General features: G+C 63.0%; 23 protein-coding genes. 4 read left to right on the forward strand and 19 right to left on the reverse strand.

The genetic code is table 11. The annotated features are described in order from the left end of the window. Positions 1-176 precede the first annotated feature (176 nt). The 11 genes from E5162_RS10115 to E5162_RS10165 all read right to left on the reverse strand — a co-directional run bounded on the left by E5162_RS10115 (position 177) and on the right by E5162_RS10165 (position 11,265). On the reverse strand, positions 177-920 hold the full coding sequence (locus E5162_RS10115; protein ID WP_135945147.1) for a DUF4167 domain-containing protein: 744 nt from the start codon (positions 918-920) through the stop codon (positions 177-179). Between the two features lie 281 nt (positions 921-1,201). Next, a complete protein-coding gene (prmC, locus tag E5162_RS10120) occupies positions 1,202-2,047 on the reverse strand; it encodes a peptide chain release factor N(5)-glutamine methyltransferase (protein ID WP_135945148.1) in 846 nt (281 codons plus the stop codon). Between the two features lie 3 nt (positions 2,048-2,050). After that, the gene (gene prfA, locus E5162_RS10125; RefSeq protein ID WP_135945149.1) at positions 2,051-3,124 is read right to left on the reverse strand and encodes a peptide chain release factor 1; all 1,074 of its coding nucleotides are present in this window, start codon (positions 3,122-3,124) and stop codon (positions 2,051-2,053) included. A 67-nt stretch (positions 3,125-3,191) separates the two neighbouring features. Then, a complete protein-coding gene (locus E5162_RS10130) occupies positions 3,192-3,773 on the reverse strand; it encodes an LOG family protein (RefSeq protein ID WP_135945688.1) in 582 nt (193 codons plus the stop codon). A gap of 226 nt (positions 3,774-3,999) precedes the next feature. Next, entirely contained in the window at positions 4,000-4,353 is a 354-nt protein-coding gene (locus tag E5162_RS10135) for an ArsC/Spx/MgsR family protein (protein ID WP_206751096.1), read from the reverse strand. 19 nt (positions 4,354-4,372) lie between these two features. Next, entirely contained in the window at positions 4,373-4,792 is a 420-nt protein-coding gene (locus E5162_RS10140) for an MAPEG family protein (protein ID WP_135945150.1), read from the reverse strand. Between the two features lie 142 nt (positions 4,793-4,934). After that, a complete protein-coding gene (locus tag E5162_RS10145; protein ID WP_135945151.1) occupies positions 4,935-5,354 on the reverse strand; it encodes a hypothetical protein in 420 nt (139 codons plus the stop codon). Positions 5,355-5,455: 101 nt separating this feature from the next. After that, on the reverse strand, positions 5,456-6,601 hold the full coding sequence (ispG, locus tag E5162_RS10150; RefSeq protein ID WP_135945152.1) for a flavodoxin-dependent (E)-4-hydroxy-3-methylbut-2-enyl-diphosphate synthase: 1,146 nt from the start codon (positions 6,599-6,601) through the stop codon (positions 5,456-5,458). Between the two features lie 81 nt (positions 6,602-6,682). Continuing rightward, the gene (locus E5162_RS10155; protein ID WP_233342204.1) at positions 6,683-7,540 is read right to left on the reverse strand and encodes a helix-turn-helix domain-containing protein; all 858 of its coding nucleotides are present in this window, start codon (positions 7,538-7,540) and stop codon (positions 6,683-6,685) included. 101 nt (positions 7,541-7,641) lie between these two features. Then, complete coding sequence (ptsP, locus tag E5162_RS10160; protein WP_135945154.1) at positions 7,642-9,894, reverse strand: phosphoenolpyruvate--protein phosphotransferase; 2,253 nt, start codon at positions 9,892-9,894, stop codon at positions 7,642-7,644. A 132-nt stretch (positions 9,895-10,026) separates the two neighbouring features. Next, positions 10,027-11,265 carry an aspartate kinase gene (locus tag E5162_RS10165; RefSeq protein ID WP_135945155.1) on the reverse strand — a complete coding sequence of 413 codons (1,239 nt, stop codon included), beginning with the start codon at positions 11,263-11,265 and terminating at the stop codon, positions 10,027-10,029. Between the two features lie 161 nt (positions 11,266-11,426). On the opposite strand from E5162_RS10165, the gene ubiG reads away from it, so the two are divergent. Beyond that, complete coding sequence (ubiG, locus tag E5162_RS10170; RefSeq protein ID WP_135945156.1) at positions 11,427-12,197, forward strand: bifunctional 2-polyprenyl-6-hydroxyphenol methylase/3-demethylubiquinol 3-O-methyltransferase UbiG; 771 nt, start codon at positions 11,427-11,429, stop codon at positions 12,195-12,197. On the opposite strand, the gene E5162_RS10175 is transcribed toward ubiG, so the two are convergent. The 4 genes from E5162_RS10175 to E5162_RS10190 form a co-directional block, all read right to left on the reverse strand. Further along, a complete protein-coding gene (locus E5162_RS10175; protein ID WP_135945157.1) occupies positions 12,194-12,640 on the reverse strand; it encodes a DUF1178 family protein in 447 nt (148 codons plus the stop codon). The genes ubiG and E5162_RS10175 overlap by 4 nt on opposite strands. After that, positions 12,637-13,473 carry a carbon-nitrogen hydrolase family protein gene (locus E5162_RS10180; protein WP_135945158.1) on the reverse strand — a complete coding sequence of 279 codons (837 nt, stop codon included), beginning with the start codon at positions 13,471-13,473 and terminating at the stop codon, positions 12,637-12,639. The genes E5162_RS10175 and E5162_RS10180 overlap by 4 nt, the downstream gene beginning before the upstream one ends. Beyond that, positions 13,473-13,739 carry a glutaredoxin 3 gene (gene grxC / locus E5162_RS10185; RefSeq protein ID WP_135945159.1) on the reverse strand — a complete coding sequence of 89 codons (267 nt, stop codon included), beginning with the start codon at positions 13,737-13,739 and terminating at the stop codon, positions 13,473-13,475. Before grxC ends, E5162_RS10180 begins: the two co-directional genes overlap by 1 nt. A 74-nt stretch (positions 13,740-13,813) precedes the next feature. Continuing rightward, positions 13,814-14,284, reverse strand: a complete 471-nt coding sequence (locus E5162_RS10190) for a ComF family protein (protein WP_233342203.1) — start codon at positions 14,282-14,284, stop codon at positions 13,814-13,816. Positions 14,285-14,586: 302 nt separating this feature from the next. On the opposite strand from E5162_RS10190, the gene E5162_RS10195 reads away from it, so the two are divergent. Beyond that, a complete protein-coding gene (locus tag E5162_RS10195; RefSeq protein ID WP_135945160.1) occupies positions 14,587-15,555 on the forward strand; it encodes a methyltransferase domain-containing protein in 969 nt (322 codons plus the stop codon). Here E5162_RS10195 and E5162_RS10200 read toward each other — a convergent pair. Genes E5162_RS10200 through E5162_RS10210 form a run of 3 tightly spaced genes read right to left on the reverse strand, consistent with a single transcriptional unit; the run spans position 15,552 to position 17,179 of the window. Continuing rightward, complete coding sequence (locus E5162_RS10200; protein ID WP_135945161.1) at positions 15,552-15,701, reverse strand: Flp family type IVb pilin; 150 nt, start codon at positions 15,699-15,701, stop codon at positions 15,552-15,554. The genes E5162_RS10195 and E5162_RS10200 overlap by 4 nt on opposite strands. Further along, positions 15,701-16,138: a (deoxy)nucleoside triphosphate pyrophosphohydrolase gene (locus E5162_RS10205; protein WP_135945162.1), complete on the reverse strand. Its 438-nt coding sequence runs from the start codon at positions 16,136-16,138 to the stop codon at positions 15,701-15,703. The genes E5162_RS10200 and E5162_RS10205 overlap by 1 nt, the downstream gene beginning before the upstream one ends. A gap of 51 nt (positions 16,139-16,189) precedes the next feature. Then, positions 16,190-17,179, reverse strand: coding sequence for a peptidylprolyl isomerase (locus tag E5162_RS10210; protein ID WP_135945163.1), 990 nt, complete (start codon positions 17,177-17,179; stop codon positions 16,190-16,192). Positions 17,180-17,379: 200 nt separating this feature from the next. On the opposite strand from E5162_RS10210, the gene secA reads away from it, so the two are divergent. Together secA and E5162_RS10220 are read left to right on the forward strand one after the other, a co-directional pair. Then, the gene (gene secA, locus E5162_RS10215) at positions 17,380-20,163 is read left to right on the forward strand and encodes a preprotein translocase subunit SecA (RefSeq protein WP_135945164.1); all 2,784 of its coding nucleotides are present in this window, start codon (positions 17,380-17,382) and stop codon (positions 20,161-20,163) included. 117 nt (positions 20,164-20,280) lie between these two features. Next, entirely contained in the window at positions 20,281-21,447 is a 1,167-nt protein-coding gene (locus E5162_RS10220; protein ID WP_135945165.1) for a hypothetical protein, read from the forward strand. On the opposite strand, the gene E5162_RS10225 is transcribed toward E5162_RS10220, so the two are convergent. Next, complete coding sequence (locus tag E5162_RS10225) at positions 21,444-22,427, reverse strand: acetyl-CoA carboxylase carboxyltransferase subunit alpha (RefSeq protein WP_135945166.1); 984 nt, start codon at positions 22,425-22,427, stop codon at positions 21,444-21,446. The two genes, E5162_RS10220 and E5162_RS10225, sit on opposite strands and share 4 nt — an antisense overlap. Positions 22,428-22,686 lie beyond the last annotated feature (259 nt).

Below are 22,686 nucleotides of genomic sequence, written 5' to 3' on the forward strand. Positions count from 1 at the left end.
GGCGCCTTCCAAGAAGCACGCTTGGGACCGCAGCTGGACTTCAGGTAGGTGTGACATTGAAGGCACACAAGTGAGCGGCAAGATTATTTTCGCCGAGTGATCGAGCGGATCAAAAAACGAAAAGCCCCGGTGCCATTGCGCGCCGGGGCTTTTCAAAACACTTTACAATCAAATTGCTAAGCGGCTTCGCTGTCCTTGTCACCGCCTGAACCACTCTTTCCGTCGCCCACCTTATCCAGAGCATCCTGTGCGGCTTTATCACCACGAGGTTTGCGCGGTGCGCGTGGCTTACGCTTGGGGGCGTCGTCGGCAGTCAGTTCGCTCCCGCCGCTCTGCTCGCTCTCGCCTTCGGGATCAACCACGGCCAGTGGGTCGGAAGCGTCGGCGGAAGTCTCGTCCTTCTTGCGGCGCTCCCGCCGTGGTCGCTTTTCAGCCGTCTCGGCCGATGCATCCTTCGAGACGGGTTCGCCGCCGGACTTCTCGGATGCGGGCTCAGCTCTGCCTTCGCCCCTGCGGTTACCGTCATCACGGCGGCCCCGACCGCGACCGCGCGAACGGTCATTCCGGTCTTCCTGGGCGTCGGCCTGGTTGTCGCTGCCCTGGTTCTGCCCACCCTGGCTTTGTCCGCCCTGGTTCTGAGCCCCTTGATTCTGATCGTTCTGCTGACCGCCGTCCTGACGGTTGTCATCACGCTTGGGCTGGTTGGCCTGAACGATGCGGAAATAGTGCTCCGCGTGCTGGTAGTAGTTTTCCGCCATCACGCGGTCGCCAGACGACGACGCATCGCGCGCAATCTGAAGATATTTCTCATATATCGTCGAGGCATTGCCCCGGATTTTCACATCCGGCCCATTGCTTTCGAACGACCGATTCTGCTGATTACCGCCGGGCTTGCGCCCGCGCCCGCGTTGTCGCTTCATTTTTGAAACCTGACCTTCTTGCCGGTATAGCCTTCGGCTGCACTCTTCGGAGCTCGCTATGATCGAGCCCCGTCCGGCAAACACAGCAGCGCACTGCTGAAAATTACCGATCTGATTGAGGGCCGACTCTCCGACAGCTGGCTGACTAAAATTGCTGCAACCCCGCTGCAGCCCACCAGTCCATCGGGTTCACCAATCAAACTAACCGTAACACTGGGGCGATTCCACCCCTTGTGTGCAAATATTCATTCCGGCCCGTTCTGGGCTGATGCAGATCTTCATCAGCTGAAGGCGAAGACGATCGCTCGGCTGCGCCCACCAAGGTCTTTTACGCAATCCGCATCTCGTGCGCCCGCCTCCTGCGCCAGGCGCAAGACCGCCTCACGCTGATCGTAGCCTATCTCGAAAACTCCCGTCCCGCCCGGCGCCAACAACCGCCGCGCTTCGCTGAAAAGGTGTCGATAGGGCGCGAGTCCGTCCGGGCCACCGTCCAGCGCGAGCCGGGGTTCATGGTCGCGAACCTCAGGCTCGAGCGTCTCTATGATCGAGCTGGCAATATAGGGCGGGTTTGAGACGACGAGGTCAAACCTGCCTGCAATGCCATCGGCCCAGGAGGTGCAAACCAGCTCGATCCGCTCCGAGAGTCCGGTGCGGCCGGCGTTGATCGCCGCAATGTCCAGAGCAGCGCGCGATATATCGGTAGCGACTGCGGTCGCGCTCTGCATCTCGGTCAGCAGGGCAAGGGCGATTGCTCCTGAACCCGTCGCGATATCGAGGATGCGAACCGGGCGCGCGGTATCAACGTCATTCAACGCAGCCTCAACGATTGTCTCGGTATCAGCTCTGGGGCTCAGGACATCTGGTGTGACCAGGAGTTCTAACGTCCAAAATGGTGTCGCGCCCAAAATCTGCGACAACGGCACGCGAGACACGCGGCGCTCCAACGCCTTGTTGACCGCGGCCAGCGACGCCTCGTCCAGCTTCCTGTCCGGATCTGCTATCACTTGGCTGCGCGACAGACCAAGCACACCGGTGAAGAGAAACCGGCCTTCAGCGGACGCGTCCTCTATTCCCGCCGCACCAAGCTGGCGCGCGGCATCATGGAGCCAGTCACGCCACGAAACCAAGGTCTACTCGTCCTGCATTGCAGCAAGTTTGGCCGCCTGATCTTCGGCGATCAGCGCATCGACCACGTCATCCAACGCCGCACCGGATACGATATCTTCCAGCTTGTAGAGCGTCAGATTGATCCGGTGGTCGGTAAGGCGCCCTTGGGGAAAGTTATATGTGCGGATGCGTTCGGAGCGATCACCAGAACCAATCTGGCCCTTGCGCGCGGCGGCACGGGCAGCGTCTTTTTCCGATCGCTCCTTCTCGTAGAGCTTGGCTTTGAGAACCTCGAGCGCGATGGCTCGGTTCTGATGCTGGGATTTCTCCTGGCTGATGACCACGATCCCGGTTGGGATATGCGTCATGCGCACCGCGGAGTCGGTCTTGTTAACGTGCTGCCCGCCGGCCCCGGAGGCCCGCATCGTATCGACCCGGATGTCGTCGTCGCGCAGTTCAATGTCGACCTCTTCAGGCGCGGGCAGCACGGCCACCGTTGCTGCCGACGTGTGGATACGCCCCCCACTCTCGGTAACCGGCACGCGTTGAACCCGATGCACACCGGATTCAAACTTCAATCTACCGAATACGCCGGAACCCGACACGCTGGCGATGACTTCCTTGTAGCCGCCAACCTCCGCCTCTGACGCAGATATCAGATCAACCTTCCAGCCTTTATCGGACGCGTAACGTTCGTACATGCGGAAAAGGTCACCGGCGAACAACGCGGCCTCATCTCCCCCCGTGCCGGCACGAATCTCCAGCATGACCGACGCCTCGTCATCTTTGTCTTTGGGGAGCAGCAAGAGCTGGAGTTCCGATTCCAGATCAGGGATGGCCTCCTTCAGCTCCATGCGTTCCTCACGGGCCAGTGCGACCATGTCAGGGTCCGACCAATCCTCAATGATCTCCTCGGCCTCAGCCAGGCTGGTTCGCGCGTCCTTGAGTTCGCGCGCCTTGTCGGCGACCTTCTTCAGTTCGGCATGCTCCTTCGAGAGCTTGACGATCTCGTTTGGATCGCTTGCAGATCCGAGACGCGCTTCGACCTGGTCGAAACGGTCGATGACCTGATTGAGTTTGGATTCTTGAACTTGCATGCAGGAGAGATACGCTCGTAAACGACAAATACAAAGAGCAGCGTGTAGCACGCGCGCGCGCCTGGCCTCAGGTCTGGTCGCGCTCCAAGCTGGCTATGACGCCAGGATAGGTGAAGCTCTCAAACCCATCGATCAGGTCTTCGATCCGCGACGCCTCGAGGAGCATCTTGCGGTGCTTTCCCATCAGGAAGCCCTCGTCCGTCATATTGTCGAGGAACTCCAGCAGGCCGTCAAAATAGCCGTTGATGTTCAGCAGGCCGACGGGCTTCTTGTGTCGGCCCAGCTGAGCCCAGGTCCAGATTTCAAATAGCTCTTCCATCGTTCCGATGCCGCCCGGCAATGCCACGAAGGCGTCCGAGGCGTCAGCCATGAGCTGTTTGCGCTCATGCATGGAGGAGACGATCTGAAGGTCCTGGACACCTCCATGAGCGACCTCGCGCACGTGAAGAAAATCGGGAATGATGCCCGTGACCTGGCCACCTGCCTCGATCGCGGCATCGGCAACCACACCCATAAGCCCGACGCGGCCGCCCCCATAGACGAGCCGGCATCCGGATTCACCGAGGAAGCGGCCGGTGTCGCGCGCCGCTTGAGCGTAAATAGGGTCCTTGCCGGCATTGGAGCCGCAATACACACAGATCGAAGTCATCATGAGCCTTGATTAAGCGGGAAAACTGAACGAGCCAACTGCGCAGCGCGGTGAGGGGAAAGGCCGCACATCCTTTTGCCAGCAGTCCTGTCGATCGCGGGGATAGCAAACGCTCAACGAAGTCTGGCGTTTCCATATTGGTCTGATTGTGGTGTCGTCCGGCTGCCGGAGGAGGTTCCACAGAGCACTCTTCCAGCGGCGGGAGCCCCTCTACACGCGCGCTCGACTACACACCCAACGCGTTCTGGACATCGGACTTCCACCCCGCATAGATCGCGTCGCCGTCCACGATTACCGGGCGCTTGATCAGCGCCGGATTGGCCTGCAGCAAGGCCCGATAGCCTGTGCGGTCCTGAGCCATCGCCTTCTCGCCTTCCGGCAAATTGCGCCACGTGGTCGAAGCCTTGTTGAGCAGGCGGTCGGCGCCGACCTTCTCGATCCAGACGGGCAGCCGCTTTGGCAGATCGTCCATTTCACGCAGATCGGTGAAATCGACCTCCCTCCCGGCCGACTCAAGCGCCTTACGAGCCTTGCGGCACGTGTCGCAGGTTTTCAGACCATACATCTTCAGGTCGGCCATGGGCGGAAGCTCCTCCAGTCTATGCCAGCAATGCGAAAACGTTCAGCACCGCGAGCGCGATCAGCGCAAGCGATGACAATGAAAACAGAACGAAACGCACCGGAATGAAGTTCACCAGCGCCTGCCAAAGGCTGTGCGCGATCCGGAGCAGCACGTAGGCCCAGGCCAATGTAATCGCTACCGAGGTCTTCACACCGACCAGGTGGGAATAGAACACCAGCGCGTAGAATACGACGGGCTGTTCGTGGAGGTGATTATAGTTGTCAGCGATCTGACGAACGCTGCGCAGGAGCACCTCCAGCTGGGATTTTTCCTTCAATTCTGCAGGCTTGATCCCCGCTTTTTGCATCGCCGGAATGCGAGTGGCGTACATCCACACCCACATGATCAGCGTCCAGCAGAGCAGCACCAAGGCTGGCGTCAGGATTGTCAGAAACATCTTAAATCTCCCCATTTTTGTTGTTGCATTGACCCTGATCCCCGGCTTTGACGGTGAATCAGGTGAGAAACCGGGTGATTTAAGCCGGGAGCGGCTCCTACTACCACTACTATCACGCCTGCTGCCGGCGCCGGCGGGTCAGCTAGCGCCGTAATATGAAGACCCAAGCCGCATCTTCGTCGTCGGTATAAAGAACTTCATGGCCTGCTTCGATATTGGCCTCGCGATGGGCCGTCATGATCTCGCTGCCGGGCTCGACGCACAACACGGCAACGCGTGAGCGGGGCACACGCGCGGCATGTTCGCGAAAGCGAGCGGCGAGACCGGCAGTCTGCAGAGGCCAGCGCGCATCGCGCATATCCAGCACGATGGTGCGGAGCGCCTGCTCCTCGTACATTTCCATACAGAAATCGAATGCGTCGCGGGCGCGCACGTCGGACCTGAACTGCGTCAGCCTCATCAGGACGAAGCCGTTATCCGGGTCGATATCGACATAGGCGCCCTGATATTCCGCGGCATGGGCCCGCGGAATCAGCGGACGCCGCGGTCTAGAAGCGGTCATTACATTCCTCACCCTTCAGGGGCGTTCCGTAGATCAGCTTTCCTGGTCGAAGCCAATCGATCAGAGCGGTTGAGCAGACCCGTTGAGATTTACCACGCACGCTATTCGGCGGCGCTCTTCTCGGCGGCTTCGCGTTCCGCCTTCATCCGATCGGCCTTGTCCTCAACCGCGGCAACGATGCGCTCGATCATCGTCTCGTTGGAGACCTTCTCTTCGGCCTGGCCGGCAAAATACAGCATGCCGGAGCCCTTCCCGCCGCCGGTAAAGCCCAGATCGGTATAGGCGGCCTCGCCGGGCCCGTTCACGACACAGCCGATAATTGACAGGCTGATGGGTTCGGAGATGTGTTCGAGGCGCTCTTCGAGCGCTTCGACCGTCTTGATGACGTTAAAGCCCTGACGGGCGCAGGACGGGCAGGCGATGATGTTCACACCGCGCGTGCGCAGGCCGAGGGATTTGAGAATGTCGTAGCCGACCTTGATCTCCTCGACCGGATCGGCGCTGAGCGAGACCCGGATCGTATCCCCGATCCCGGACCAGAGAAGGTTGCCCATGCCGATGGAGGATTTCACACCGCCGGTGCGCAGGCCGCCAGCCTCGGTCACGCCAAGGTGAAGGGGCGCGTCAGTGGCGTCGGCAAGAGCCTGATAGGCCGCCACCGTCAGGAAGACGTCGGAGGCTTTGACAGAAATCTTGTACTCGCGGAAATCGAGATCTTCGAGAATGCGCGCATGGCTCAGCGCGCTCTCCACCATCGCCTCCGGGCAGGGCTCGCCGTATTTTTCGAGGAGCTCGCGCTCCAGCGATCCGGCATTCACGCCGATGCGGATCGAACAACCGTTATTGCGGGCTGCCGACACCACGTCGCGAACCCGGTCCATCGATCCGATATTTCCCGGATTGATACGCAGGCATGCCGCGCCGGCCTCGGCGGCCTCGATACCGCGCTTGTAATGGAAATGGATGTCCGCAACGAGCGGAAGACGGGATTCGCGCGCGATCGTCCGGAAGGCCGCAGTGGAGTCGGTGTCGGGGCACGAAACCCTGACGATATCGGCGCCCACCTCTTCGAGCTGCGTGATCTGATCGAGCGTCGCGGCCGCATCGGAGGTCGGCGTATTCGTCATGGACTGGACGCTGATAGGCGCATCGCCGCCAACCGCCACAGGACCGACATGAATTTGCCGACTCTTGCGCCGGTCGATCATGCGCCAGGGGCGGACCGTGGTGTGGGCTTCAACCGACATGGGGATGCTCGCACTCGCTCGAGGGTGTATGCGTTCGATATAGGAGCAAACGCCGCAAAGCGCGACCCTGAGATCTGCGCCCTAACGTCCTGCCCCGGCTCCGCCCGAATTGGCCGTGCTCTCGGCCATCGCGGAGACCAGAAACTCGCTGGCCGCCAGATTCTCGACCATTTCCCCGGGCTCGCCCAGCGGGCCGAGCTCGCGCGGACCTGAGCGCACCTGAATCGCGCCGGCATCTTCGGTGGTCAGGCTGAGACCGGATTCGTCCGGCGCCCGGTAAATCTCGCCTGGCACCAGGTCACGCGCGAACAAGATGCGTCCCGAGGCGTCACGCACTTCAAGATAGGTCGGGACGATCGTGGTCAGAACCAACCACTCGCTCGATCGCGAACTCGGCAATCCGCTCCACACATCCGAGACATTGACCGGGCGCTCGCGCATTTCGACCAACGGTGCCGGCGCGGACAAGACGCCTTCGGTGGAGCTTGGCGCATCGGAAAACGCGCCGGCTTCGGTGACGCGCGCCCCGTACCAGGCAGCGGCAGCAAGCACACCGCCGAGGATCAGCACCGCGCCGACCACGCCTTTGGGTAATTTGATCTCGCGCCGGCGCTGAGGCGCACTGGGCTGTGCCCGTCCGGTTTCGGTTTCTACCTCGCGCTTGAACTGCTCAACCACCGCGTTGACGTCCAGGCCCAGGACCCCGGCATAGGTCCTCAGATAGCCCAGCGCATAGGCACGCGAAGGGAGCCCGCGCGAATCCATCGATTCCAGCGCTTCAAGATAATCGTGACGAATTCGCGTTCGGGCGGCAGCCGATTCCAGCGACCACCCCTGACGGGCACGAGCCCTGCGCAACGCGTCTCCGACGCTGGTCGGAAGGGATTCCGGCGCGTCTGTAAAAATCGCGTCCATAGGGACGTATGAAGATTTAGCCATACCCGATGTGGCCTGAGCCATTGTTTGCTCTGCCGCTTTTGCAAGCGCCCCCGAAGTCCCCCAGCAGTGTGACGTTTTTGTCTCACCGCAAACCAATTAAATCACGGACGGCCCAGCTTATCAACAGCTTCTACGGGCAGACCCGCGCTTTCACCGGCTTCGATCAGGCGCTGACGCAATGGGGTCTCTTCGCCTGTCTCGGCCTCGTCGAGTACACTTGCAAGCCACGCGCCAAGCCGCTCGCAGTCCATTCCGCGAATGGCACGCTTGACCGGCCCCAGCGCGGACGCCGCCATGGACAAGCGCCTGTAGCCCAGAGCCGTGAGCACGCAGGCCTCCAGGGGCCGGCCCGCGATTTCCCCGCACACCGAGACCGGCTTGTCGTGCCGCGCGCACGCCTGACGCACCGACTGCAACAGCCGCAGAGAAGAGGGCGAAATAAAGTCGTAACGATCAGCCACGCGCGGGTTCTGACGGTCTGCCGCAAAGAAATATTGCATCAGATCGTTGGCGCCCACCGCCACGAAGTCCGCGATACGCAGGCACGCATCGGGCGAAAAGGCGATAGCGGGCGTTTCCAGCATGATGCCGGCCTGGACCGATCGCGGTTGCTCGTGGCCATGACGGGCTGCATGCGCGAGTTCCTGGTTGAGGATTGCACGCACGGCTGCCAGTTCGCTGACATCGGTCACCATGGGGAAAAGCACACGCAAATCGCGTCCGGCAGCGGCTCTTACCAGGGCACGCAACTGATACCGGGTCAGCCCGGGACGATCCAGCCCCATGCGCAAGGCGCGCCAGCCCAGAGCGGGGTTGGGCTCGCGTGTCGCCGGGGTGAAGGGCGTCACCTTGTCGCCACCCAGATCGAGCGTTCGAAAAACCACCGGCTTGTCACCTGCAGCCTCGTAGGCCGCGCGGTACAGCTCCTCCTGCGCGCTGAGGCGCGGCAGAGTGTCGGCAACCATGAACTGGAACTCGGTTCGGAACAGGCCGATACCCTCTGCGCCGGTATCGGCCAGCGACGTCAATTCGACCAGCAGCCCGGCGTTGAGGTGAAGTTCGACGCGTTGACCGTCCTTGGTCACCGCCGGCTCTTCGCGCTGACGCGCATAGGTGCGGTAGCGCTTGGCAAGCGTCTTGAGACGCTCGTCATACGCCTCGCTCACCTCTTGTGACGGGCGGACATGCAGCAGCCCGAATTCGCCATCCAGGATGATCGGGTCGCCATCCTCGACGCGGTCGAGTGCGCCTTCCACCCGGCCGACCATGGGAATTCCAAGCGCCTTCGCCACGATAGCGGCATGGCTCGTCCTCGATCCCTCTTCCAGAGCGACGCCGGCCAGGCGCGCCCGGTCAAGCTCCAGCAATTCGGCGGGGCCGATGGAACGGGCGATAAGGATGGCCTTTTCCGGCAGCGTGCGTTCGATCGTCGGCCTGCCGCTTTCGGACGCCAGATGGCGCAACAAACGGTTGGCCAGGTCCTCCAGATCGTGCAGGCGCTCCCGGAAATGAGGGTCGCGGGCCGTCATCAGCCGGGCGCGATGCTCGTTACGGACACGCTCAACAGCCGCCTCTGCCGTGAGACCGGACAGGATCGCCTCGCGCAACCGGTCGAGCCAGCCGCGATCGTGGGCGAACATGCGATAGGCCTCGAGCACGTCCCGGGACGGCGTGCCCATCGGGACGCGGCCGGACTCCAGAAGCTGATCCACTCCGGCGCGCAAGCGGGAGATGGCGGAATCCAGGCGCGCGGTCTCGACCTCGACGTCCTCGGCGACCATGCGTGCGCTCATCACGTGGGGCTCGTACATGACCGCGACCCCTCGCGAGAGGCCCGGAGACAAGGCAACACCCTGGAAGCGCTCCGGCGCGGACGGACGCAGCTCCAGCCCCGAGAAGGCCTCGGCCCGGATGAGATCTCCCGAAGCGACAATTTCCGCCAACAGCATGGCGACGGTCTGGAGGGTCTCGATCTCCTCCTCCGTCATCGGGCGGATGGCCTTGGTCTGATGGGTCAGAACCCCGACCAGGCGGCCGCCGCGAAGAATGGGTACGCCCACAAAGCTCTTGAACGGCTCTTCGCCGGTTTCCGGCTTGTAGGAGAAGTCAGGATGGCGCGGCGCATCTTCGACCGCGATCGGTCGGGCTCGGCGCGAAACCAGGCCGACCAGGCCCTCATCGCGCGACAGGCGCACGTTGTGGACCGCCTCGGGATTCAGCCCGTGCGTGGACGACAGCTCCAGCGCACCGGAGGGCCGGACCAGATAAATCGAGCAGACGTCCGCTGCGGTCTCTTCGGCAATGATGTCGGTCAGCTGGTCGAGGCGCGCCTGCGCGTCGTCCTGATCCGCCATCAAGTCTCGAATCCGCGCCAAGAGGCGTCTTGGGCCCCGCAATGCCGTCATTTTGGTCTCAGTATTCATGGGCCATCCAGGAGGCGACCGGTTCAAGCGACCGGCCAAGAGGGGCGGTTCACGGCATCCACGTCAAGACTGATCAAGCCCGTAGGCCGAATGCAGCGCACGTACAGCGTGTTCAAGCCAGTCGGAGTCGACGAGAACAGAAATCTTGATTTCGGATGTCGCGGCCATCCTGACCGCGATATTCCGACTGCGAAGGACCTCATATAGGGTGCGCGCGACATCTGCGCGACCGCGAAGACCCGTTCCCACGACGGAGACCTTGGCGAGACCGGTCTGATGCGCGCACGCCGAACCGGGCATTTCGTCGAGATGCCGGCGCAATGCGGCGAGTGCGCGGTCGAGATCCTTGCCCTCTACCGAGAACTCAAGATTGACACTGTCGCCGCTCCGCGATCGCGCCTGAACGATCATGTCGATCCCCACACCGGCTTCGGCGAGCGCCGAGAACACGATGGCGGCCTGGGCCCCGTCGGCATCGAGCCCGTAAAGCGACAAGCGCGCCTGATCGCGCGCATAGGCCACGCCGGACACCACGCGGCGCTCGGCGATATCGGCCGGGCAGACAACCTCGGTACCCGCACTCGACCCGGCATCCAGAAAGCTCGACTTCACCCGCAGGACCACGCCCTTGGCCTTGGCGTATTCCACTGACCGGGTCTGCAGCACCTTTGCCCCCATGGCCGCCAGCTCCAGCATCTCGTCATGGCTGATCCGCCCAACCCGGCGCGCCGCCGGTTCGATGCGCGGATCGGTCGTGAAAACACCGTCGACATCGGTGTAGATGTCACATTCGGCCTGCAGCGCAGCAGCCACGGCGGCGGCGGTCAGGTCGGTGCCGCCGCGCCCGAGCGTCGCCAGCCGGCCGTCCGCGCTCACCCCCTGATACCCGGCCACGACCGGGATCGTGTCCTGATCGAGCAGGGCATCGAGCAGATGCGGATCGATGCCGGTGATCCGGGCCGAACCTGGAGGCCCGTCCACCTCGATCGGCAGCTGCCAGCCCATGACCGCGCGCGCCTTCAGCCCGACACGCTGGAGGGCCAGGGCCATCAACGCGGCTGAAACCTGTTCGCCGGCGCTCAACACCGTGTCGGTCTCAACCTCTCCCAGCCCACCTCCCAGCGAGGTGGCCAGCGAAAGCAGGCGGTCGGTCTCGCCGGCCATGGCCGATACGACCACCGCGACGCCGCGCCCGGTGCGCGCCTCGGCCGCGACGATGGAGGCCGAATGGGCGATGCGCTCGGCATCGGCCATGGAGGTGCCTCCGAACTTCAGGACCAGGCGAGGCAGGGTGTCGGACATGAGGCGGTTTGCCTTGGCTGTAGCTGGACGGTCAGTCCCGGGCTCGATAAGACGCAGAATGGGTCCATATTGATCCTGGACGGGGCCATAATCAGGCGGTTCCGTGATTACATCCCGGCCGGGCCGGGCGCAAATGCGAAGCCGCGTACGAGGAGACGGAGATGGCAGCTGGACCTGCACCGCAGACATTGAGCACACCGTCCATCGACCCGGAAGAGGTGGCCAAGTTCGCGGCGATGGCCGAGCAATGGTGGGATCCGAACAGCCAGTTCGCACCGCTGCACAAATTCAATCCCGCCCGCCTAGTCTATATCCGCGAAACGCTGTGCGATCATTTCGGGCGAAGCGGACCCGATCCGCTTGCCGGGCTCAGCCTGCTCGACATCGGATGCGGGGGCGGGCTGGTGTCAGAGCCCATGGCACGGCTCGGTGCATCGGTGACCGGGGTCGATGCGGGCGAAGCCAACATCAAGACCGCCCTCGTCCATTCGCGAGAGGCCGGTCTCGATATCGATTTTCGCCACGGTACGGCCGAGCAATTGCTGGAAAGCGGAGGCCCCGGCCAGTTCGATGTCGTCCTCAACCTGGAAGTGGTCGAGCATGTCGCCAACCCGCAGGACTTCCTGCGCGACTGCGCCGCCATGGTCAAACCGGGCGGGATGATGATCGTGGGGACGATCAACCGGACCGCGCGCGCTTTTGCGACCGCGATCTTCGGCGCCGAATACGTGATGGGATGGCTGCCGCGCGGCACTCACCGCTTCAACAAGCTGGTCCGTCCGCAGGAGGTGCGTGAAGCTCTGCAGGCGGAGGGCTTCTCAGTGCGCAGCCCGGTGGGCGTGAGCTACAATCCGCTCAAGGACCGCTTCTTCATCTCCGGCGATGCGGGCGTGAATTATCTTCTGGCAGCCGAGAAGCCGGCTTCGACCTAGTTGGTCTTCTTGCCCGAAGACGGGACGAAGGCGTCCGGCAGGGGTGCGCAGGCGACGCCCTCCTCGCTCAGGCGGGCGCGCTCGTCATGTGTCGTCTCGCCATAGATCAGACGCTCAGCCTTCTCGCCGTTATGAATGGCGCGAGCCTCGTCCGCGAAGCGCTCGCCGACATAATCGTAATTGGCGCGGATATGCGCCTGGACCTTGCGCACGAGGTCGTCCGGCGAGACGGACTCGGGGCCGCCCGCCACGCCGCCGGTGACCGTTTCGCGGCGCGACGAGTTGGCGATGGCCGGGGCCATAACCTGCTTCTTCACCTGTACCGATCCGCATTGGGGACACTCCACCAGTCCGCGCCCGGCCTGGGTGTCGTAGGCGTCGGAGGAGGAAAACCAGGCCTCGAACCGGTGATCGTCCTCGCACACAAGCGCGTAGCGGATCATGCCAGCGGGTCCGGGCCGGTTACCGGCCGGTCATTATGCAGCGCGGGAATGCGCGTGCGGGCCTCGTCCGCCTTGGCCGGGTCGATCTCGGCATAGAGAATGCCGGGCTCGTCGTGATCGAGATGGGCGACGACTGCGCCCCACGGGTCGATGACCATAGAGTGGCCCCAGGTCTTGCGGCCATCCTCGTGGCGCCCGCCCTGGGCCGGGGCGAGCACCCAAGAGCCTGTCTCGATGGCACGCGCGCGCAGCAACACCTCCCAATGAGCCTTCCCGGTGGGACGGGTGAAGGCGCTGGGCACCGTCAACACACGCGCCCCCGCCTTGGCGAGCAAGCGGTAGAGATAGGCGAAGCGCAGGTCGTAGCAGACCGAGAGCCCGACGACAGTCGATGCGGCGGAGGCGATGACGGCACGGTCGCCGGGTTTGTAGTTCGCCGACTCCTGCCAGCGCTCGCCGCTGCCGATCTCGACATCGAACATGTGGATCTTGTCGTAGCTCGCCTTCAGCTCACCTTGCGGACCGAAGAGGCAGGAGCGGTTGACCGCGCGGCCGTCCGGTCCGAGCAGGGCGAAAGAGCCGCCCAGCAGATCGATGCGGTGGGTTGCAGCCAGATCGGCGAACCGAACCATTGCCGGGTCCTCGTCCTGCGGACGCAAGACCGAGAACAGCGTCTCCCGGTCCTTCTGAACCAGGTTGGTCGTTTCAGGCGTAGCCACGAACTTCGCGCCGTTCGCGGCCGCTTCGCGGACCAGCGCCTCGGCATCGTCGAGATTGCATTCCGGGTCGGTGCCGGACCGCATCTGGATGAGAGCGATCTTCACCGCTGACATTACTGGGCCGCCGACTGAAGCATGGCGTCAAGCTTGCCCTGGCGGTCGAGCGCGAACATCTCGTCGCACCCGCCCACATGAACGTCGCCGATGAAAATCTGCGGGAAGGTTCGTGCACCGTTCGCGCGCTGGATCATCTCCTCCTTCTTCGCCTTGTCGAAGCCGGCGTCGATCTCGTCGAAGCTGGCCTCTTTCTTCTTGAGCAGCTGAACTGCCCGTACACAGTAGGGGCACATCGGGCGTGTGTAGATCGTCACTTGAGCCATAAGGCGGCATCTCACTCCGTTTCGCGTTGGAGGGCGGCCGTTCACAGCGCCCCGCCAGGATATCGTCTCGTCCATTATTTAAGAGGATCGACCGGTTTCACAACGCGCGCGAGCGTAATCGCGCTAACATTTGCGGCACCGGCCCGCTTCAGCGCCCGGGCACAGGCGCTGAGTGTAGCCCCGGTCGTGTAGACGTCGTCAACGAGCACAAGGTTCAGATCTTTCAGCGCCGCCGGCAGTTTTGTCCGCAATTTGAAGGCTCCGGCGACATTGCGGGCCCTGCCTTTCGCGCTCAGACCGCCCTGGCTGGGTGTGGCCCGTACCCGCTCCAGCCAGTGAGCTGCAACCTCCAGCCCGGTCTCGCGCGAGAGTGCGCGCGCAAGCAGGAGGGATTGGTTGAAACGGCGCTGGCGCAGCCGCTTCGGATGAAGGGGTACCGGAACCAGCACGGCCGAGGGGCACAGGCAGTCATGTCCTGCCCGCGCCATCCAGCGCGCGAAGGCTTTCAGCCCGTCGGTTCGCCCACCATGCTTGAGCTGGAACACCAGCGCGCGACTCTGCTCATCGTAGACGAAGGCCGACCGGACACAGCTGAGCGGCAACGCACGCGCCGCACAGGGAGCACACACGCCGCCTCGGCCGATCGCATACGGGAAAGGCGTTCCACACGCGTCACACCATGGCTGCTCCAGAAAGGTGATCCTGGTCCAGTCACCAGGAGACAGCTCGCCAGGCGCACCGACATCCGTGTTGGAAATGGGCGAGAGCGGCGGCCACACGATATCGGCGAGGAGGCCGGCAAGCCGGCCCGCTTTTCTTTGCGACCACTTCAGCCCATATCGGGTCCATGACTGATGCGACACACGACATCCCCACCAACGCGTCCGCTGCCGGCCCGCACGGCGAGGGGCCGCCCCAGCTGTTCGATCGCGTATTGTTGAAGCAGCGCAAAAATCGCGCTGCAGGAGAATTTGACGACTATAACTTCCTTCACGCAAGAGCTGCGGAAGATTTGATTGACCGTGTCAGCGCAGTGACGCGCGATTTCGACACCTGTCTGGTACTGGGTGGAGGTGGCGCGGTAGGGCGTGCCTTGAAGAAGCGCCCAGACGTCGCCGGAAAATTCGGTCATGTCATAGAGGCCGATCTGGCTCAGGGCCTGGCCAGGACAAGCACGTTCAAGGGCCTTGTGCTGGACGAAGAGCGTCTGCCCATCGCCGAGGAGAGCGTCGACATCGTGCTATCGTGTCTTTCGCTTCACTGGACCAACGATCTGGTCGGTGCGCTGATCCAGCTCAATCGCGCGCTGAGACCCGACGGCTTCTTCGCGGGCGCCCTTCTTGGCGGCTCGACCCTCACAGAATTGCGCCAGTCGATGATGGCTGCCGAAAGCGAGCTGGCTGGCGGCGTCAGCGCGCGCGTATCGCCGTTTGCCGACACCATCGATATGGCCGGGCTGATGGCCCGCGCAGGATTTGCCATGCCGGTTAGTGACGTTGACCGGGTCACGGCACGCTACGGCAATTCATTCGTGCTCATGCGCGATCTGCGAAAGATGGGTGAGACCAGCGTTCTGAAGACCCGGCCCCGCGAGCCGGTTACCAAACGCTTCTTCGTGCGAACCGCCGAGATCTACTCGGAAAAATTCGCACATGAGGACGGCAAGATCCCTGCCACATTCGAGATACTACATGCGGCAGGCTGGGCCCCGCATCCCGATCAGCCGAAGCCCAAGCGACCGGGAAGTGCAACCGTCCGCCTGGCCGACGCGCTCGGCGTCGACGAGCGCAACGCCGGGCAGAAGGCCGGCGATTAGGGGAACAAGTCGGCGACGGTCTGGAAAAGCGCCTCGATCGAACCGCCGAGCGCGATAAGCGCGGCCACCAGGCCAAGCGCAATGAGCGCGGCGATCAGCGCGTACTCAATGCTTGTCGCCCCGTCCTCATCGCCGCAAAACGCCATCAGTCGATAACGCGCGTGCCCGTCCACCGGTCGCGAAGCTCGGCCGCCAGCGGCTTGTCGGCCTCGGGCATGGGATAATTCGATAGCTCGTTCGCCGCGACCCACGCGATATCCTGGCCTTCCCGGGGATCGGGAAAACCATCCCATTTGCGGCACACATAGAGCGGCATGAGAAGATGCCGTCCATCCTCGAGCGGATGGGATGCGAAGGCGAAAGGCTGCAGGCAACGTTCGCATGGCTCAATCCCCAATTCCTCGCGCAGCTCCCTTACCAGGGCCGCTTCGGGCGTCTCACCGGCCTCGACCTTGCCGCCGGGGAACTCCCACAGCCCGGCCAGCGCCTTGCCCTGGGGACGTTTCGCGATCAGCACGCGGCCATCGGTATCGAGCAGCGCGCAAGCGGAAACCAGCAGAATGTCCGTCCTGGGCGCGAGCATGGTAAAACCTGTTTGGTGAAAACGCTGCAAAGAAATCTGGTTGCCGGGGACCTAACGCTCCCCGCCCGAAGAGTCAGTGTCGTTTTCAGCACCGCGCCCCGTCTCTTCGGTCTCCTGCGCACGCAGCTCGGCCGGCGCCGGGGCGGCCGAGCGGGTAACCGGGTAGGTTTCCCGGATCGTGTCGAGCAGGGTCTGAATCCCGTCCAGCGTCAGGAAACGCACGATGCGCGGACGCATTTCGTCCAAGCTGGGCCTGGCCTGATTACGCCGGTCGACCACAGTCAGAACATGCCATCCAAATTCGGTCTGAAACGGCGCTGAGATGCTGCCCACCGGCGTCTCGAAGGCGACGCCTGCAAAGCCGGGCAAAATCCCTTCTCGGGTAAAGTAGCCCAGATCGCCGCCCTCAAATCGCGTGGCCGGGTCCTGGCTGACCTGCGCGGCAAGCGTGGCAAAATCCTCGCCTTCGGCCAGAAGGCGCGCGACCTCGTCGGCCTCCTCGCGTGTGGACACCAGGATATGGCGTGCGCGCACTTCCTCGGTCGGCGGCACGAGGCGAACCTGTTCCTCGTAGACACGCTGAACCGCTTCGTCGCTGACGGACCGCGACACGGCAGTCTCGACCAGCACGTTCCCCAGGATGCGCTCCTCGGCGGCAGCCAGCCGGCGGCGCGTTTCGGCATCGGCATCAAGACCCTGCCGGCGCGCTTCAAGAGCAAGGAGCCTCTGCTCGATCAACTCACTGAGCACCTGCTGGAATACCGGGTCTGCGGGGCGAAGCGCAGCGCCGTCTTCGACCAGATTCTGCGACACCGCCTCGCGCCGGACATCAGACATGTAGATTTGCGTTTCGCCGACACTTGCCGCGACGGCATCGTCCTCGCCCAGCGGCTCCAGAGTGATGAACGCATAGTCCACCGGCGCCCGCCGATCCGGCGCCGCCTGAGTCTCGGAGGGGGCGGGCCCCGCTTGTCCGCATGACGCCAGCGCCGCCAAACCCAGACCCGCGCAGACGATGCGAAGCAGAGACACTGCGGTCATTTCAGCAATCCTTAGATCCCGATGAAGCTGCGACAGCTGGGAAGCCCGGCTCGATTGACACCCCATCACCGCCTCCTTAAGTCAGCAAAGACCTGAATATCGGTCGGATTATGTCGACTGGCGGCGCAATTGCACGCCCCCCTTTCCGGCTCCGGCCACCTGCCACTTGTTTCGACCTTCGCCTCGAGGCCCATTACGTCATGCTTTCCATTGCCCGCAAGATTTTCGGCTCGTCCAATGACCGTCTCGTCAAACGAATGGCCAAGGATGTCGCGAAGATCAACGCGCTCGAGCCTGAATTTGAAGCCCTCGACGATGCCGGGCTTCGCGCCAAGACCGAAGAGTTCAGGAAGCGGCTCGACGAAGGCGCCGGGCTCGATTCCCTGCTACATGAAGCCTTCGCGGCGGTACGTGAGGCAGCGAAGCGAGCCCTGGGGCAACGTCATTACGACGTGCAGCTGATCGGCGGCATGGTGCTGCATGGCGGCGATATCGCCGAAATGAAGACCGGTGAGGGCAAGACGCTGGTCTCCACCCTGGCCGCCTATCTCAATGCTCTGCCCGGCAAGGGCGTTCATGTGGTGACGGTCAACGATTACCTCGCCAAGCGCGACTCCGAATGGATGGGCGGTATCTTCGCCAAGCTGGGCATGAAGACAGGGGTGATCCTCAACGGCATGACCGACGAGGAGCGCCGCCAGGCCTATGCCTGCGACATCACCTACGGCACCAATAACGAGCTGGGCTTCGACTATCTGCGCGACAACATGAAATACTCGCTCAAGGATATGGTCCAGTTCGGCGGGCGCGAGGCGGACAAGGCGGTTCACGCCTTCGCCATCGTCGACGAGGTGGACTCCATCCTGATCGACGAGGCGCGCACACCGCTGATCATCTCAGGGCGTACCGAAGACCGCACCGAATTTTACAAGACGATCAATACGCTGATCCCGCTTCTGGATGACGAGGACTACCAGGTCGACGAGAAGACGCGGTCTGTCATCTTTACCGAGGACGGCAACGAGCACATCGAGCAGATTCTGCGCGAGCAGGGCCTGCTGGAAAGCGGCGACCTTTACGATGTGGAGAATATCGCGACGGTTCACCACCTGAACCAGGCCCTGAAAGCCCACAAGATCTTCAACCGCGACAAGGACTACATCGTCCGCGAGGGCAAGGTCGTCCTGATCGACGAGTTTACCGGTCGCATGATGCCGGGCCGGCGCCTGTCCGATGGCCTGCACCAGGCGATCGAGGCCAAGGAAGACGCTGACATCCAGCCGGAAAATCAGACGCTGGCTTCAATCACCTTCCAGAATTATTTCCGCCTGTACGAAAAGCTGGCCGGTATGACCGGTACGGCCGCGACCGAAGCGGGAGAATTTGAATCGATCTACGGTCTGGGCGTGGTCGAGATGCCGACCAACCGCCCCATCGCGCGGATCGACGAAGAAGACGAACTCTATCGCACCACGGCCGAAAAGAACGAGGCGATCCTGGAATCGATCGTGGAGGCGCACAAGAAGGATCAGCCCGTGCTGGTCGGCACGGTCTCCATTGAACGTTCGGAATCGCTCTCCGATTTCCTGAACCAGCGCAAGATCGAGCACAAGGTGCTCAACGCGCGCTATCACGAGCAGGAGGCCTCGATCATCGCGCAGGCCGGTGTTCCGGGCGCGGTGACCATCGCGACCAACATGGCCGGTCGCGGCACCGACATTCAGCTTGGCGGCAATCTGGACTACCGTCTGGCGGACTGGCTGGAACAGGCCACCGCACAGGGCAAGGAGCCGAGCGACGCGGAAATCGCCGCCGAACGCGAGAAGATCGAGGCCGACATCCAGGAGAAGAAGGCCAAGGCGCTGGAAGCCGGCGGTCTTTACGTGATCGGGACCGAGCGCCACGAAAGCCGCCGCATCGACAATCAGCTGCGTGGCCGGTCCGGCCGTCAGGGCGACCCGGGACGCTCGAAATTCTTCATCTGCGTGGAAGACGACCTGCTACGCATTTTCGCGCCGGAGCGGCTGGACGGAATCATGCGCACCATGGGCATGAAGGAAGGCGAGGCCATTCAGCACCCGTGGATGAGCAAGGCGGTCGAGACCTCCCAGAAGAAGGTCGAAGCGCGCAATTTCGACATCCGCAAGAACATCCTCAAGTACGACGATGTGATGAACGACCAGCGCAAGGCGATCTTCGAGCAGCGCATCGAGTTCATGACCGCGCCTGACGTCACCGACGTGATCAAGGACATGCGCAGCCAGGTCGCCGAGGATCTGGTGCGCCGTCATATCCCGCCAAAGGCCTATGCCGACCAGTGGGATGCGGCGGGTCTCAAAGAGGATGTGCAGAAATATTACGGGCTCGACCTGCCGGTCACCGAGTGGGCAGCCGAAGAAGGCATTGCCGACGAGGAGATTCTCGAGCGCCTGACAAAGGCGCAAGAGGAAAACTATGCGGAAAAGGCGACCAATGCCGGGCCGGAACTGATGCGCCGCATCGAGAAGCAGATCCTGCTCCAGACCATCGACACGCACTGGCGCGAACACCTGCAGCAGCTCGACGCCCTGCGCTCTGTCGTCGGTCTGCGCGGCTATGCCCAGCGGGATCCGCTCAACGAGTTCAAGACCGAGGCTTTTGCCCTGTTCGAGCATCTGCTCGACGAGCTGCGCTTCGAGACCACCCGCATCCTGTCCAATATCCGTATCGAACCAGCCGGCATGGCGCCGCCGCGTCCGCCCGAGGACATCACTCCGGTCCACCGCGACCCGCAGACCGGGCACAACGAAATGCGACAGCCGGGAAGCGCTCCCACCCCGCCGACCCAGGGCGTTCTGGCCGGGGCCGCGCGTTCGGCCGCGGCGGGTGACACCTTCGATTCCCAGAAACCGGACACCTGGGGCAAGGTCTCGCGTAACGCACCCTGCCCCTGCGGCTCGGGCAAGAAATTCAAGCACTGCCATGGGTCGGTCAGCGCGGTCTGACGAGGTAATGATCGCCATTACTTTTGCCCGTCACCGCCCCTAAGTAAGGTCCCGTTCACCTCTGGCGCGTACCAAATTACTCCCAAAGCGTGAAGACACGTGGGCTGGGAGGCCAGAATGGGGAGTTTAAGGCTCGCATATTGCGTCGCCGCGATCGGCGGTCTCCTAGTCGGAGGCCTTGTTGCCATCGCGATCTACGATCGCGTTCTCGACGCGCTCACCCAGGACGCGCGTGAAGAACTCGAGCTGGAGATCGCCCAGCGCGCCCCATCCGAACTCACCACGTTCGACCAGCTCGTCAACGTGGAACTGCGCACGGTCGAACTCTTCTTTCGCTATTTCGATACGCTTCCCGAAGAGACGGTCAACGAGGTCTTCGCGGCCGCCTTCCCCGAATTCGGCGACGGAACCCGGCGCTCTCCCCCGAGCTATTTCGACGGCCATGTATCGGAAGACGGTACGCTGACCTACGGCATCGGCGCATTTGCCGGGTTACGCGCAGGTCTGGACGCCGATCAGAAGCGTATCCTGACCGCCGCATTCCTCACCGTCCGACAGGCCGGCCCGGCCCTGGCCGGGGAGCTGGACAATCTCTATTTCACCGACGCGAACGACAACCTGATCATGTTCGGTCCCGATCGCGAGGACCGCCTGCTTTTCTATCGCGAACGCGCACCGGCCGATTTTTCCTTCCAGTCCCTGCCGATCGTGGAGGTCGTCAAACCGGCCAACAATCCCATGGGAAGCACGGCCTGCACGGGCCTCGATCGTATCATTTCACAGACCGACGGGACGGCCCTTACCATCGGATGCCTGACGCCGCTGCGTGCAGCCGGCCGTCATCTGGGCTCCATAGGAACGACGCTGGACACGACCGACTACCTCTACACGGCCGTTACCGAGCCTGGCGCGGCAATCATCACGCGGTCAGGCGAGTTGATCGCCCACCGCGATCTACTGCAGGATGCAGCGATCGACCGGTCCAGAGCCGACGAGGTAGCCCGGCGCATACAGCCCGAAATCATGGCCCGGACCATCAACGGCCAGGGCCGGCCAAGCGGTGTCGTGGAACATCCCGGCCGGAACGGTCAGATCGGCTATATCCGTCTGTCCGCGCCGGGCTGGTACATCGTCAACTATCGTGAGTACGGGCCGGTAGAGCTTCAGGCGGCCGGGTTTGCCCTGGCCATCGCGATGATCATCCTGATCGCCTTCCTCTCGCAAGCCAGGCTGATCGCCCGGTACCTGCCCTTTGGACCGAACGCCCGACTGAACGAGCACTAGTCCTCGTCGAGCAGGCTGCGTCCGATGCGCAAGAAGCGCTCGCGGCGGCGCTGGCGCAGGGTCGCCGGGTCGAGCCCGTCGAGATGGCGCAACTCGGTTTCGATGGCGTCCCCGACCGCATCCATGGTCTTAGGCCGGTTGCGATGGGCGCCCCCGACCGGCTCCTCAATGATCTTGTCGATGATCTTCAGGCCCAGAAGATCCTGCGCCGTCACCTTCATCGCCACGGCCGCATCCTTGGCCCGCGCCCCGTCCCGCCACAGGATGGACGCGCAACCTTCGGGCGAGATCACCGAGTAGATCGAGTGTTCCAGCATCAGCACGCTGTTGGCCGAGGCAATGGCCACCGCGCCGCCCGATCCGCCTTCCCCGGTAATGACCGACACCAGGGGCGTACCCAAAGTGAGACAGCGTTCGGTCGAGCGGGCAATCGCCTCGGACTGGCCGCGCTCCTCGGCGCCGATACCGGGGTAGGCGCCGGCTGTGTCGACCAGGGTGACGACGGGCAGGTCAAAGCGTTCGGCCAGGTCCATCAACCGGATGGCCTTGCGGTAACCTTCAGGACGCGCCATGCCGAAATTGTGCTTGATACGTGATTGGGTGTCGTGGCCTTTCTCGTGGCCCATGACCACTACCGGGCGACCGCGAAGCCGACCCAGTCCGCCGATAATGGCAAAGTCCTCGCCGAAGCGGCGGTCGCCGGACAATTCCTCGAAGTCTGAAATCAGGTGACCGATATAATCACGCAGATGCGGGCGCTCGGGATGGCGCGCGACGAGCGTCTTGCGCCAAGGGTCCAGCTTTCCATAGAGGGTACGCAGCTGCTCGGCCGATTTCTGGCGCAGCCGGGAAACCTCCTCCGCGGCGTCCGGCGCGTCCTCGCCGGACTTGGCCAGGACGCTCTCCAGTTCCTCGATCTTGGCATCGAGCTCTGCGATCGGACGTTCGAAATCAAGATAAGTACGCGCAGGATTCGACATAGGACCTTGAAAACACTGGCGCCGCGAAATGCGGCCGGCTGATGAGGTGAGCCCACATAGCAGTGGCGGCAGGCCTGCGCAAACTAGCTGCGGGAAGCAGTCAGCGCAATCACACCAAACCGTGGGCCAGCCCGCCCTCTCCAGTGCCCGACATGTGACGACCTGGCTTGACGCCGCCACGCCTTTTCTGCAAACGGTTCGCAAATTCATTCTCAGGTGCGGGCTGCAGGAAGGCAAATCATGAAGACGCAGGTCTGGC

Source organism: Marinicauda pacifica (assembly GCF_004793635.1).
In the GTDB taxonomy this organism is placed as follows: domain Bacteria; phylum Pseudomonadota; class Alphaproteobacteria; order Caulobacterales; family Maricaulaceae; genus Marinicauda; species Marinicauda pacifica.